The following is a 14,149-nucleotide window of genomic DNA, read 5'->3' as shown; positions in this document are numbered from 1 at the left end:
ATCAAATATTTGAAGTGAAGTTAATTTGATTGTTTTGTGGTCGAATGTTGGGTTAATGTTTCAATATGCGTTGAGTTTGGATGATTCACGAGCTTTCATAGTACATCTACAGGTGATCTAATCACTTGATTTCTGTCTGTTCTGCATAAAAAGCAGCGACATCACGAAGGTCTTCATCATTTAACATTTTTAACTGTGCTGCCATCATTTCTGCAAGTGGCCCTTTACGCTCACCGGCTTGATAAGATTTCATTGCATTGTAAAGGTACTGAGCATTTTGACCAGCAAGGCTTGGATAGGTGTTGTTCGTTGCGATGCCTGTAACACCGTGACAATAGACACAGCTAGGTGATTTGATTTTACCTTTATCAGCATCACCAAACGGCCCGGCATGGATAGCGGAAGAGAAAATAAAAGAGATTAGAAGTACAAATCTGAGCATGGAGGTTATCTATTCGCTAAAAATCATGCCGATACAATAAAGCTTCCCCTTAGGGGAAGCTCAATGATCAAAATCAAATTAAAGTAGAGATTTTATACTTGATAAGAAAGTGTCGATGTCTTTCGCTGAAATATCTTTATGAGTTACAAAACGAATTGGATTTCCAGGGGTTATCGTGATGTTTTGTTCCTTTAGTTTCGCAGCGATACTTACTATGTCCACTTGAGGAGCAAGCTTCGCGAACACGATGTTCGTTTGAACAAATTCAGGGTTGACTGAAAAACCAGGCAGTTCTGCTAAACCTTCCGCTAAGGTTTTTGCGTTGATGTGATCTTGTTTTAGCTGTTCCACTTGTTCGGTAAGGGCAAGTTTGCCTGCTGCGGCAAGAATACCCGCTTGACGCATACCACCGCCGACCATCTTTCTTAAGCGACGTGCTTTTGCGATGTAGTCTTTGCTACCAAGCAGTAGCGAGCCAACAGGGGCAGCCAGACCTTTCGACAGACAGATCGTCATTGAATCAAAGTACTGACCGATCTCTTTTACCGGAACATCAAGTGCAACGGCTGCGTTAAAAACGCGAGCGCCATCTAGATGCATCTGCAAGTTATGTTTATTCACGAAGTCACGTGCTTCTGCTAAGTAAGACAGAGGTAGTACTTTACCATTAATTGTGTTTTCTAAGCTGAGAAGCTTAGTGCGAGCAAAGTGACAATCATCTGGTTTAATCGCAGCAGCCAGTTTATCAAATGGTAGCGTGCCATCTGGGTTATTTTCGACTGGTTGAGGTTGAATTGATCCCAAAACCGCCGCGCCACCAGCTTCGTATTTGTAGTTATGTGCTTGTTGCCCACATAGATATTCATCTCCCCGCTCGCAATGCGCCATTAAACCGAGCAGATTGGCTTGAGTGCCTGAAGTGGTAAACAAAGCTGCTTCGAAACCAGCAAGCTGCGCAGCAAATTTTTCAAGCTCATTGACCGTAGGGTCATCACCATAAACATCATCCCCAACGGGGGCCTTAAACATGGCTTCTCGCATGGCTTGGGTGGGCTGTGTAACGGTATCTGATCGAAAATCCATGAATGTCTCCTTGGTCAAAGTCCTAAATATATCCGCAAAGGCGCGCTTTGCTTAAGCAAGCGATCGTTTTGGCATCGGTGATCGTGCCATCGACAATCTTTTCTTCGAGTTGCTTGATTGACAAGGTGACGACCTCAATCACTTCGTCTTCATCGCACTCGTAACGGTTTGTTTTGTTGAGCTTTTCGGCAACAAATAGATACTGTATCTCATCACAAAATCCGGCAAGAGGGGTGACTTGGCCGAGAGACGTGAATTTCTCTGCACTAAACCCAGTTTCTTCCTCTAACTCTCTTTTGGCGCAGCAGAGTGGCTCTTCGTTGCCTTCCCTGGTACCAGCAGGAAGTTCCAATAGCCATTTATTAAGTGAAGGCCGAAATTGGTGGACAAGGACAATTTCACCCTCCGCTGTAATAGGGAGAATCACTGCAGCGCCCGGATGATGGATTGTGGTGTGCGTAATTGCCTGTCCTGTAGGAAGCATAACGTCTTCTTCAATCAGAGAAATTTGCTTCCATTTATGAATTATCTTGCTCATGCAGTTATGAACCCTAGCTGTTACCGCATTTTTGACGTTTTTCGACATTAACCACAAATGGTGGGAAACAAAAGCAAAAAATACTGCAACACGACGAAAGCGTTTGCACTTTAAGTGAGCAATGTCTCATAAATGGAAACTTTGATTGCTTCGTCAAGATGGGGAAAAGCATCTGCTATAAGGGGAATTCGACAAAATACATTTGTAACAAAGTTATAACAAGTGTATAAAAATGTTAACGCAATACCACTTCAGTAGCCGGAGAACGTATGACACAAACCTTATTTGCCTCAAATGCCGAAAAAGCGCTTCTCTCAGAACGCATCAATAAATTGGCGAAAGCGTTAACGGATGGCGTTTATGAGCGTGAACATACGATCAAGCTCTGCCTTCTTGCTGCACTTGCTGGTGAAAGTGTTTTTCTTTTAGGCCCCCCTGGTATTGCAAAAAGCTTAATTGCCAAACGACTCATCCAAGCGTTCGATAACAGCAGTTACTTCGAATACCTGATGACGCGCTTCTCAACCCCTGAAGAGGTGTTTGGGCCACTGAGTATCCAAGAGCTAAAAGACAACGGCCGTTATGTTCGCTTAACTAAAGGGTATTTGCCAACTGCACAAGTCGTATTTTTGGATGAAATCTGGAAGGCGGGGCCTGCAATTCTTAACACATTGCTGACAGTGGTTAATGAGAAAACATTCAAAAATGGCAGCGATATCGAGCGTGTGCCAATGCGCCTGTTGGTATCGGCTTCCAATGAATTACCCGATGAAGATAGTGGATTGGATGCCCTCTACGACCGCATGTTGGTGCGTGTGTTTGTGAATCGAATTCAGAATAAACAAAACTTTAAGTCGATGTTGACTGTGGGCACATCGCAAGAGGCACAAGTACCAGAAGGCCTAGCGATAACTGATGAAGAATATCATCAATGGCAACAACAGCTCGACAAATTGACGCTAACCGACAATGCATTCGAAAAGCTTTTCCAGCTTAAAACGATGTTAGAAAGCAAAGTTGAAGCTCAGTTTGGTGATGTGGCCAATACCGACATGTATGTCTCTGACCGCCGCTGGAAGAAAGCCGTGAAGTTGTTAAAAGCGAGCGCGTTTTTTAATGGTCGCGATGAAATCAATCCGCTTGACCTTCTACTGCTGCAAGATTGTTTATGGAACAGTCCTGAATCGCGAGATGTGGTACGTGGAGTGGTTCAAGAGTTCGCCTTAAAACATGCATTTGATCAACAAGACGCGGAGCAGGAAATCGAGTACTGCCGTGAGTCTTTGGTTGATGTTCAACATGAACTTGAAGATGCCTACCGCATGACGTTAACGTCTGAAGCGGCAACGGGTATTTTGCGCAAAGAAACCATGCGCTTTGATACCTCTAAAGCCAAGATGTACAAAGTTGGCGCAGCCGTTAACTTAGTTAAATTGGTGGTCTTGCAAAGCAACATGTCGGTTTCAGAATCAGAAAAAGGTGATAGCCGCTGGGTTTATGTACCCAAAGATGAGTTAGATCGAGTCATTAAAGAGGGAAGCGGTGATGTGTATGGTTACGTCAATCAAAACACCAACATGTGCCGTTTACGATTTGACGTTGACGCGGCGAATAACCTAGTTATCCGTGATATCGCGAACCGAGGCATTCTGGTTAGCCTAGTGACTCAAGAGGGCTTGGATGTAGAGCTCTACCAAAAGTGGTTAACGCAGAGCGAAAAAGCCGTAAATCAGCTTAGTGAGGCAGAACACCATATGCGTAAGGTGAAAGCGAACTTTCATGATGCGCTTCCGCATAGCTTTGTTGATCCTGAACTACCCCGCCTAATGGAGTCGAGTCTACAACAGGTCAGTCAGAGACTTGAATCAATCCAAGCAGAAAGTGAAAAAGTTATCCAACGCTTTAAAAACTTAAATCAGTTTTTCTCATAAGGAGACGACATGCTAGGTGCAGACGGACTTAACCTCGCGCTGATGGTGGCCGACTCCGGCATCATCGATAGCGCAGTTAATGATTTGATGGCTCGTTCACAAGTCATGATGATGGCAGAAAACAGAGGTGTTAAATCTTCGGTCAAAGGTCACTTGTTAAAGTGGCGAGGCAGTGTTAAAAAACGGATCACCAAGGTATGTGAGACAGAGCGTTTCCAACAAGAGCTGTCTTTATATCAAGAGGTTATTCATTGGGATGAAGAGGCGTTTTTTGAAAACATCGAAGATGTGATTAAAAAGCTGGAATGGCACTCTGCGTTTTACATGCAAGCTCGCCGAATGATGGAAAAGAACAAAGGGATGAATAACCCTATGTTCCCTCATTACTTTTGTGATCAATGGTACCAAAGCCTCACCGATGCTATAAAACAAGCGCAAGTAAGCGAGCTTGAAGCCAATAAAGAAAAGGTGCTGAAAGACCTGTATCAACGTATGGAAACCATGCGTAATATGGATAAAGTCACGGAGTCGGGTGACGCTGAAAGTGTAGGGCGCCTGTGGGATATGGCATCTGCCAAGTTGAGTAAAACAGACTTAACGGTGATGAAACGCCATGCTGAGTTTCTGAAGAAGCACCAAGGCTTGCAAGAAATTGCGGAGCAACTCGGTCGTATGGCGGGGCAAGTAAATGATCCTGAACTAAATCGTGCGCCCACTGAAGAACTTCAATTGGTCGAAGAGAAAAGTGATGAGGCGACGGATGATATTGTCGGTATTCACGAAAGCGATGATCTAAATAAGCTACTTCCCAACGAAACGATGTTTTTGGCGTATCCTGAACTTGAAGTTGTGTTCTATAAACACTTAGTTGATAAACGGCTCATGAACTATCGTACACAAGGCAAATCGCGCACGTTACGTAAAGTTAAAGCTCACCGACCTGACCATAAAGCGGTAGATATCGAAAAAGGCCCCTTCATTGTTTGTGTGGACGCGTCCGGTTCCATGAGTGGCTTTCCTGAGCAATGCGCCAAAGCCATGGCTTATGCTCTGATGCAAATCGCACTAGCGGAGCAACGTGATTGCTATGTCATTATTTTTTCTACGGAACACATTACCTACGAACTAACCAAACAAGATGGTCTGCGCGAGGCGGCGGACTTTCTAACTTATAGCTTCCATGGTGGTACAGACTTAGAGCCAACTTTGATTAAATCTATCGACTTGATGAGCGGTGATAAATATAAAAACGCAGACATGGTAGTCATTTCCGACTTTATCGCGCCAAAACAACAAGACGAGTTACTGGCCAAAGTGGATGCGCTCAAGGCGAAGAAAAACCGTTTTCACGCGATTAGCTTATCGAAATACGGAAATCCTGCATTAATGTCGATGTTTGATCACACTTGGTCTTATCACCCTAATGTTGTGGGAAGATTGCTAAAAAGGGTCAGCAACTATTAAACGCCTTAATGTTTCATGGGACAAAACGAACTGAAAGCTAGATTTATATTGCTTCGTTTTAAGCCAATAAGATCGAACTTTGGTCGAATTGACTTAAAAGAAATCAAACGAACAGAAAATGAAATATTTTTGTTTGACTATCTTCTCTCAATCCGTAAAGTAGCCACCAACGCAACGGGGTAGAGCCCTGAAGCGTAATAAAAAAAGGCGCCTTGGCAGAGTGGCTATGCAGCGGATTGCAAATCCGTGGACCTCGGTTCGACTCCGGGAGGCGCCTCCATTATTCTTTGATAGCGAATGGCTTTCGAGAATAAATGCGACACTAGCTCAGTTGGTAGAGCGCAACCTTGCCAAGGTTGAGGTCACGAGTTCGAACCTCGTGTGTCGCTCCAAATTATTCAGATATGGCCATGGCGGTATCTCGATGCCAAGTGCATCAACTTAAAACCAGCGAAAGCTGGTTTTTTTGTATCTGAAGACTGATAAATTCACACCATCTCTTTTTCATTACCTGTGAGCTTAGCAACCCCATCTCTGTCACGAGTTTCTGATATTAAGTGTGACCCGATGTTTCGCACCTCAGCCAATTTCAGTTTACAATACGGGCTTCCAAAGGATTTGACGAAGACGCATGAGAAATACCGACGATTACATCATTTTTTATCACTTGATCGAGCAAGGTTCATTCAGTGCTGCCGCGAGACATATGTCACTGACCAAATCGGTCGTCAGTAAACGGATTGCCAAGCTTGAACAAGAGCTTGGTGTACAGCTTCTCTACCGAACAACGCGAACGCTAACGTTGACTGAAGCAGGACGAGCGTTTTTTACTCATGCAAAAGCGGTTTATCAAGCGGTGGCAACGGCGGAAGAATCCATTGTGGGTTTAGGTAAAAACTTATCTGGAAACATTAAAATTTCGGTGCCTACTATCTCTGGTGAATTAATTCTTCCTCAAGTGATTAATGAATTTAATCAGAAATACCCAGACATCAATATCGATATGGATCTAGATAATCGTTTCGTCGATATCGTGAATGAACGTTTTGATTTGGCAATTAGAACGGGTGTGTTGCCAGATTCTAGTCTGATTGCAAGAAAGCTGGTGGATGCAAATTGGATCATTTGCGCGTCACCCCAATACCTAGCTAAACATGGCATACCTAAACAACCTCAAGCCTTGGCTAAACACAATTGTTTAGTCTATTCCTACCAAGAAACCGGAGCGCATGAGTGGGCGTTTAAAGATGGAGACGAGGTATATCAAATCACCGTCGACGGTAACCTCTGTACTAACAATTCTTCTGTATTGAGAAATGTGGCGCTGTTAGGGCAGGGAATCATCTATGTGCCGCGTGTATTGGTTTATGAAGACTTAAAGCAAGGCAGTCTGATTCAGTTATTTAAAGACGAAACAGCCAAATGTTTGGGTATTTATGCGGTGTACCCTTACACTCGTCAGCAACCAGAAAAAATTAAGATCTTTATCGATCATCTATACACAAGCTTTCAAAGTCAAAACCATCGATTTTAAGCCAATAACTCAACACCGATCGTTATGTTGGTGTTGAGCTTATGTTTCCATCTTCATTTCTAAGAGTCCTCTTAAATTTAGGAGCTTACGCTTCTCCTCGTTTTCTTCACTAATATTGATAACAAGATACCCCGCACAACTGTTAACAAATGGTTTTGCTATTGTTTCTTTTAAGAAACGGTCTGTTTCTTACGTTAAATTTCTCAAATGTGAAAGATAAGTAACAGAAAAATAAAGAATTATTTTGTTTGTTGTTTATTGATTACGTATTGTTCGTCCGCCTGACATAGACGCAGAGAAATGGACTGCTTATAGTGGCTCAAACGCCATGCCTGCCGCTAAGCGGTGTTGTGAGCGAAGTACAATAACTAGAGATACGGATATGAAACAAAAGCAGCTGATTGAAGAATTTAAAACCATCGTGGGGGAAGAAAATGTTCTAACCGACGAGGTTAAAACGAAATATTACCGCTCGGGGTTTCGTTCGGGTAGTGGTAATGCGCTTGCTATCGTGTTTCCTAACACTCTTCTAGAACAATGGAAGATTATTAAACAGTGTGTTGAAGCAAACTGCATCATTATCATGCAGGCGGCTAAAACAGGTTTAACAGAGGGCTCAGCTCCGAGTGGTAATGATTATGATCGCGATGTGGTTGTGATCAATATTACCAAAATCAAGAAGATTCACTTATTAGATGGTGGTAAGCAGGCGGTTTGCTTGCCTGGTGCAAGTTTGCACTCATTGGAGAAAGAGTTGAAGGCAGTGAACCGAGCACCGCATTCTATCATCGGCTCTTCATCGCTAGGTGCCACTGTGGTCGGTGGTATCGCCAATAACTCAGGCGGTGCGCTAGTTAAGCGTGGTCCTGCTTATACGGAACTGGCGCTCTACGCGCAGGTCGATAAGCAAGGCCAGTTACATTTGGTGAACCACCTTGGTATTGAAGGGTTAGGTGAAACGCCAGAAGAAATTCTAACAAACCTGCAAGAAGGGAACTTTGACCCAGCGAAGATCATTCATGATGAGCGAATGGCATCAGACAAAGAATACGATGAACGTGTTCGAGACGTGACTTCTGACATTCCTTCTCGCTTTAATGCCGATGAACGCCGATTATTTGAAGCCAGTGGCTGCGCTGGTAAGTTGGGGGTTTTTGCCGTTCGGGTTGACAGCTACCCAGTACCCGAAAAAGAGCAGGTTTTTTACCTTGGCACCAATGACCCTGCGAAACTAACGAAGTTGCGAAAAGACTTCTTATCTACGTTTGATAACTTGCCTGAGATGGGAGAATACTTGCATCGAGATATCTTCAACATGGCAGAGAAGTACGGCAAGGATGTGTTCTTATCCATCGACTTGTTAGGCACAGATAAGCTGCCAAAAATGTTCGCACTTAAAGCTAAGGTAGAAAACTTCTTAGAGCGCATCCCGTTTGTCAGTAAATATCTGCCAGACACCATTTTGTACTACGCGAGCAAGTTGTTCCCACAACATTTACCAGAGCGAATGCTGGATTTCCGTGACAAGTATGAGCATCACCTGGTATTGAAAATGAGTGATGGTGGTATTGCTGAAGCACAAAAATACCTCAAAGAAGTTTGGGCTGTTGAAGACGACTGTGATTTCTTCGAGTGTACGCCGGAAGAAGGTAAAAAAGCTTATTTACATCGCTTTGCAGCCGCTGGTGCAGCAATTCGGTACGAGACGATTCATCGAAAAGACGTAGAAGACATCGTTGCACTTGATATCGCATTGCGACGCAATGATGAAGAGTGGCTAGAAACTTTGCCTGAAGAGGTGAGTAAGAACCTTGTTCAAGCGCTCTATTATGGTCACTTTATGTGTTACGTCTTCCATCAAGATTACATTTTCAAAAAAGGGACTGACACGAAGTTGATGAAAAAGCTGATGCTAGAGCACCTCAATAGCCGTGGTGCCAAATACCCAGCAGAACATAATGTGGGTCACTTGTATGAAGCCGAAAACTCGTTGCAGAAGTTTTACCACGAATTAGACCCAACCAATACCTTTAACCCTGGTATTGGTAAAATGGACAAATATAAGCGCAATTGTAACTGCTGTGCGTAATGTGCTGTCTCACTATGATTAATAATCGTTGTTCATCGTTCAAATGATGAGCATAAGATAAGCCCTGATGACACTTGTGACATCAGGGCTTTGTGTTTTGGGTCTTTTATTGATGACTGGTATCGGCGTTGAAACAGCGACTAAAGAGCACGTACCGCGGCGGCGGCGATGATGCCTGCTGCAATTGCTGGTAGAGGCTTTTTCACGATGAACATGACAACAGCAGTAGAAAACAGTGCTGCTCTAGCACCATTATCACCCTCTACTGCTAGCGGAGCTAAAAGGGCAACCAGTACGGAGCCTGACATCGCAGTAATGAAACGTTGAACCCGTTCGCTAATTGGAATGAATGACATAACATACACTCCGCCCCAGCGGGTTATGAGCGTGACTAACGCCATAGCGATGATGATAAGCACTGTGCCACCTATGGTTGTTTCGATGTTCATGCTTTCTTCTCCTTCCAACAAGCACCCAATACTCCGCCAGTAATGGCGCCAACCACTACGTGGCTATTCTCTGGCAAATACCAATACGCCAACATAGAAGAGGCTGCTGCTATGGCCCAAATCGCAAAGATTCTTAAGTCTTTCGGCCCGGCCACCACCATAGACAGCAGGAAGCATCCCATAACCATATCGAGCCCGAGGCCCACCGGATCTTTGATTGCGCTACCAAAATAAATGCCGATCCAGGTGCCCACAATCCAAAAAGACCACATCGCTAAGCCGCCACCAACAAGCAAGCCAAAGCCTGGTTCTTTTCTACCAAATGCATTGAGTGCCATTGCCCAGTTAGCGTCTGATGCTACCAGCATTACACCGTAACGTTTTGTTGGTGGGAGTTGTCGTAACCATGGATAAAGTGTGGCTCCCATCAAGAGGTGACGAGCATTAATCGCAAATACAGTAATAAGTACTGGAATGAAAGGGACTTCCGCTCCCCACATTTCTAACGTGGCAAATTGTGAAGCACCGGCGAAGACCAGTGTGCTCATCAACATAGTGGGAAATACATCTAGTCCAGTCTGTACCGCAGCAACACCGAAAGCGAGGCCAAATATGACCACGAACATAGAGAGGGGTAAAAGTTGGGTGAAGCCGTTCCAGACGTCAAGCCGATTAAATTCGTGCAACTCAGTGGAGGAGCGTTGAAGATGTTGAGTATTTTCTGTCATAGAGATACCTAGCTAGCAGGCAAAGGTGCAGTGCCATACGAGTGTGTTTGTTATTCTTTTGTAAACTTCATGTTTAACATCAATTGGAGGGGCTTTCAAACTCTAAGTGCTATATAAAATTGAGCCATCCAAGCGGCTTTAAGAAACAGAGTGTAGAGAGTCGCGCTTGGTAGTGCTAAAGGAGAATAAAACAACAGAAATAGTAAGCTCTGTTTAATTGATAACATCACGAGCTAGTATAGATTAGTAAATAAGAAAGAAAGCGAGCACGAGGCTCGCTTTTTCGCTCTGTTACGAATAACTGAATAGGTTTATTTTACGTAGACACGAGGGTTCGCGCTTCCCCAAACCGTGTATAGTTCAGGGAAGATGACTTCTGCGTGTTTTTCCATCTCAGCAGCTGAAATCGTTTTGCCTTGTTGGGAGCCAAACAAAACAACTTCAGAACCAGGCTCAACATCTTTGATACCTGTCACATCTACCATTGTGGTGTTCATTGAAGCAACGCCCGCAACTTTTGCACGTTGGCCATTGATCAGAACTTCTGCTGTATTCCCCATTTTTCGTGGATAGCCATCAGAGTAACCAACAGGAATGTTCGCCATTAAGCTTTCTTTGCTTGTTGTGTAGCTGCTGTCGTAACCGACTGTGCTATTTTTTGGCAGGTGGTGAACGGATGCCACGCGTGTTTTGAAAGACACGATAGAAGGGTACTCAGGGTTAGTCGGTAGGTCTCCGTATAAAACGCCACCAGGACGAACCATATCAAGCTGCGCTTCAGGAACATTAAGCGCGGTGTAAGAGTTTGCTACGTGCAGTAAAATGTTGTCGCGTTTTAGATTCGCTTCTTTAATCAGCCATGCAGAACTGTCTTTGAATGAAGCTAACTTTCGGCGCACGTCGTCTGCATTGTAGTTAGGGAAATGAGTCATGATACCAACAATATTAACGCCAGCTTGTTGAGCGATTTCTAGCGCTTCTTTCTTGCCCGCTTCTGTCGTCATATCAACACCATTACGTCCCATACCACCGTCGTTCAGAGCAAGGTGAACTTTGATTTCTTTACCAGCTTTCTCGGCTAGTTTAGACAGTGCTTTAGCTTGCTCTGCTGTGCCTATCAACTCTTCGACATTTAGGTCGATTGCGGCTTCAATCTCGCCAATATCCGCTGAGCGTACACGCATAAGTTGGCCTTTAAAGCCACTGTCGCGAACAGTTTGTGCTTCGGCGTTACTTGCAACGGCAACACAAGGAATTTGTTGTTCGATAATAGTCGGCATCAAGCCTGCGATACCATTGCCGTATGCGTCGGCTTTCATCACGGCACAAATTTTCGTTTTGCCATCCATGTGCGATTTAAACTGCTCAATATTATCGCGGAACTGACCTAAGTTTATTTCTAGCCAAGCGTTAGCACCTTGAACTTGCTCTGCTTTTGCTGCTGTATTGCTAATTTGAAGAGGAGCAGCAGTAGCTTGCATTACAGGAACCGCGATTGCAGCAGCGATAGTCAGTGATAGTAAGGTTTTATTTAAGCGCATAAAGTCTCCGTACGCGTTTTTTGTATTGGTTATGTTATTGAGTACTTGGGGAAAGTACCTGACGAAGTAAAACGCTCCAAGTGGTGCTTTGGAGCGTTTGTTAAGATAGTGATTTAATATATACCTAAATATACCTCAGTGATGACATTCAATTTAAGCAAATCGGGATTGATTTGATATCTACTAAGGTATCCACTGAGTTTAACTTAGTTTAAAGCGGCTCATTACATCTTTAAGAGAAATGGATAGCTGGCTTAGTTCGCGGCACGCCTGTGCGGTTTGCTCCGAACCTTGCGAGACCTCTTGAGATGCCAAATGTATGTTTTCAATGCTGCGGTTAAGCTCTTCCGCAACAGAGTCTTGCTGGTTACAAGCCGTGGCGATTTGGGTACCCATGTCTGAGATGTCCGAAATCGAATGCTCAATGTCGCTCATCAGCTGTTTTGATTGAATGCCTTGTTCTGCACATTCTGAGATACTGGTTCTAGAAAGTTCAGTGGCTGATTTTGCGTCTTTTGCAAGTGATTGTAGCTGCTCAATGATCGAAGTGATTTCACTCGTTGAATCTTGCGTACGGCCGGCAAGAGTTCGAACTTCGTCTGCAACGACGGCAAAGCCACGACCAGACTCACCAGCACGCGCCGCTTCAATGGCTGCATTAAGTGCAAGTAGGTTGGTTTGATCGGCGATGTCGCGGATAACATCCACGATCACGTTAATTTTATTCGATTGCTGTTCAAGCTCTGCTACGGTATCGCCTGCAGCGCCAATTACGTTTGAAACTTCTTGAATCGCGTCAACCATACCTTGGGTTTCACGAACACCGTGTTGTGTGCGGCGGTTTGCTTCGTTAGCTTGGTTCGCTGAGTCTTCAGTGTTACGAGCAACATCGGCTACGGCCGCTTTCATTTCTGTCATTGCTGTTGCGATGTGCGTAATTTGCAGCTGTTGATCTTTCATACCAGACGCAGAAATATCGGAGATTTGATTCATCTCTTCGACAGCGCTGCTTAACTGAGTAACTGCAGCAATCACGTTATCGATAACTTGGCGTAAGTCATCTTGCATCTTAGTGGTCGCGTCTGCCAGTTCACCAAGCTCATCATTGCCGATTGCTTTACGGTCAATGTCACTTGATAGATCACCTGTTGCGATGGCATTTGCTTGCTCAACAACAAGTTTAAGTGGGCCACAAATTAGGCGAGTCAGCACGTATGTCATGCCTACCATGATCAGTAGAATAATCACGTTACTTGCTATTGAAGAATTACTCAATCCATTTACAGAGGACAGGATATGAGTTTTGTTGCTGTCCATAGCTTCTTTAAGGAGACGGATTAGTTCGCCTAACTCTGAGTCAACCGCTTCGAAAGCAGACAAGGAGTTCGCCAAAATAGGGTGGGCCTTGGTTTTGTCGTTAGCTAGCATCGCTTCATTGTACTGGTCCATAGTAACCAAGTACTTTTTCCATTGACGCATAAGACGCTGGTAAGTTTGCTGCTCTTCGCCAGGCCAGATAGTTTCACCGTAAGCGTTGAGCTCTCTAGTGATCTTTTCGCGTTCTCTAATATTGTTAGAAATTTTAGTTTTGACTTGGTCTGCGTCTTCATAAGTGTACGCAGCAAATTGAGCTCGGCGCCAGCGAGACAAGTGATCTCGAATCGAATCGACCCTTTCCATTGCAGGAAGCGTATCATCGGTATAGTTTAAAAGCTCAGATTTGATGCTTTTGAGCTCTGTAGATAAAAACACACCAAATGCAATGTTGACGATGGCAATGAGTAAAAACGATAGCGATATCTTTTTCGCTATAGAAAGATTCTTGATAGACATTAGTGATATACCTTGTTTTTCTTATGTTGTGTCGCCAAAGTAAACCACATCCTTATATGTGATATATGTCCATTAAATTACTGCAACTCGTGTAACGTACCATTATTTATTGATATTTTCGATAATGAATTGAGCTTTGTTTGAAAATAAAAAAAGTCAATGATTTTATAAAGGTACGACCACATTCGATATAAAGTTATCGGTAACAAAATATGATGTTCTGTACGCAGTCGTGCCAAGAGTAGGGAATCAAATTGTTACAGATGTTACAGCGGTGAAAAGATCAGCGTTCATAGCTGATAGTCGCGTGTTTACCTCGAAGCAGTTTCGGGCACTAGTATGCGTATGACTTTATAGCTAATGAAAGGGAACGGGTGCTTATTGGTCTAATTGAATGCCAAATATACTAGGCAGATCGCTTTTTAAGCACTTAAATCAAAAAGATAAAATTTATTGTTGACCAGATAAATTAATCCGTTAAAGTACGCCTCGTTCTCACGGCAAAGGTCGCTGAGAC

11 protein-coding genes and 2 tRNA genes are annotated in these 14,149 nt (G+C 43.9%); 6 read left to right on the top strand and 7 right to left on the bottom strand.

From position 1 onward, the window contains the following. Nucleotides 1-121: 121 nt before the first annotated feature. From IQP38_RS15225 to IQP38_RS15215, 3 genes are all read right to left on the bottom strand, one after another. The gene (locus IQP38_RS15225) at nt 122-442 is read right to left on the bottom strand and encodes a c-type cytochrome (protein WP_193837708.1); all 321 of its coding nucleotides are present in this window, start codon (nt 440-442) and stop codon (nt 122-124) included. Between the two features lie 78 nt (nt 443-520). Further along, entirely contained in the window at nt 521-1,525 is a 1,005-nt protein-coding gene (gene ltaE, locus IQP38_RS15220) for a low-specificity L-threonine aldolase (protein ID WP_042520986.1), read from the bottom strand. Nucleotides 1,526-1,547: 22 nt separating this feature from the next. Next, the gene (locus tag IQP38_RS15215) at nt 1,548-2,063 is read right to left on the bottom strand and encodes an NUDIX hydrolase (protein ID WP_017820203.1); all 516 of its coding nucleotides are present in this window, start codon (nt 2,061-2,063) and stop codon (nt 1,548-1,550) included. A gap of 269 nt (nt 2,064-2,332) precedes the next feature. Between IQP38_RS15215 and IQP38_RS15210 the strand changes: the two genes are divergently transcribed. The 6 genes from IQP38_RS15210 (at nt 2,333) to dld (ending at nt 9,081) form a co-directional block, all read left to right on the top strand. Beyond that, nucleotides 2,333-3,994 (top strand): ATPase RavA domain-containing protein, encoded by a 1,662-nt coding sequence (locus IQP38_RS15210; protein WP_065275339.1) that lies wholly within the window; start codon nt 2,333-2,335, stop codon nt 3,992-3,994. Between the two features lie 9 nt (nt 3,995-4,003). After that, entirely contained in the window at nt 4,004-5,458 is a 1,455-nt protein-coding gene (gene viaA, locus IQP38_RS15205) for an ATPase RavA stimulator ViaA (protein WP_017820201.1), read from the top strand. Between the two features lie 206 nt (nt 5,459-5,664). Continuing rightward, nucleotides 5,665-5,738 (top strand) — tRNA-Cys (locus tag IQP38_RS15200). Nucleotides 5,739-5,774: 36 nt separating this feature from the next. Next, nucleotides 5,775-5,850: transfer RNA gene (locus tag IQP38_RS15195), tRNA-Gly, on the top strand. Between the two features lie 239 nt (nt 5,851-6,089). Continuing rightward, nucleotides 6,090-6,992 carry a LysR family transcriptional regulator gene (locus tag IQP38_RS15190; RefSeq protein WP_017633645.1) on the top strand — a complete coding sequence of 301 codons (903 nt, stop codon included), beginning with the start codon at nt 6,090-6,092 and terminating at the stop codon, nt 6,990-6,992. A 382-nt stretch (nt 6,993-7,374) separates the two neighbouring features. Beyond that, on the top strand, nt 7,375-9,081 hold the full coding sequence (gene dld / locus IQP38_RS15185) for a D-lactate dehydrogenase (RefSeq protein WP_005375984.1): 1,707 nt from the start codon (nt 7,375-7,377) through the stop codon (nt 9,079-9,081). Between the two features lie 140 nt (nt 9,082-9,221). Here dld and IQP38_RS15180 read toward each other — a convergent pair whose 3' ends face one another. The 4 genes from IQP38_RS15180 to IQP38_RS15165 all read right to left on the bottom strand — a co-directional run bounded on the left by IQP38_RS15180 (nt 9,222) and on the right by IQP38_RS15165 (nt 13,632). Next, the gene (locus IQP38_RS15180) at nt 9,222-9,530 is read right to left on the bottom strand and encodes an AzlD family protein (protein ID WP_017633646.1); all 309 of its coding nucleotides are present in this window, start codon (nt 9,528-9,530) and stop codon (nt 9,222-9,224) included. After that, nucleotides 9,527-10,258, bottom strand: coding sequence for an AzlC family ABC transporter permease (locus IQP38_RS15175; RefSeq protein ID WP_005375986.1), 732 nt, complete (start codon nt 10,256-10,258; stop codon nt 9,527-9,529). The genes IQP38_RS15180 and IQP38_RS15175 overlap by 4 nt, the downstream gene beginning before the upstream one ends. A 311-nt stretch (nt 10,259-10,569) precedes the next feature. After that, nucleotides 10,570-11,799 (bottom strand): alanine racemase, encoded by a 1,230-nt coding sequence (gene alr, locus IQP38_RS15170; RefSeq protein WP_017633647.1) that lies wholly within the window; start codon nt 11,797-11,799, stop codon nt 10,570-10,572. A gap of 201 nt (nt 11,800-12,000) precedes the next feature. Then, the gene (locus tag IQP38_RS15165; protein WP_017633648.1) at nt 12,001-13,632 is read right to left on the bottom strand and encodes a methyl-accepting chemotaxis protein; all 1,632 of its coding nucleotides are present in this window, start codon (nt 13,630-13,632) and stop codon (nt 12,001-12,003) included. Between the last annotated feature and the right edge of the window lie 517 nt (nt 13,633-14,149).

This window comes from Vibrio sp. OPT41 (assembly GCF_015163595.1).
GTDB lineage: Bacteria > Pseudomonadota > Gammaproteobacteria > Enterobacterales > Vibrionaceae > Vibrio > Vibrio alginolyticus.
The sequence above is the reverse complement of the archived record's forward strand: the minus strand, read 5'-3'. Positions and strand labels throughout refer to the sequence as shown.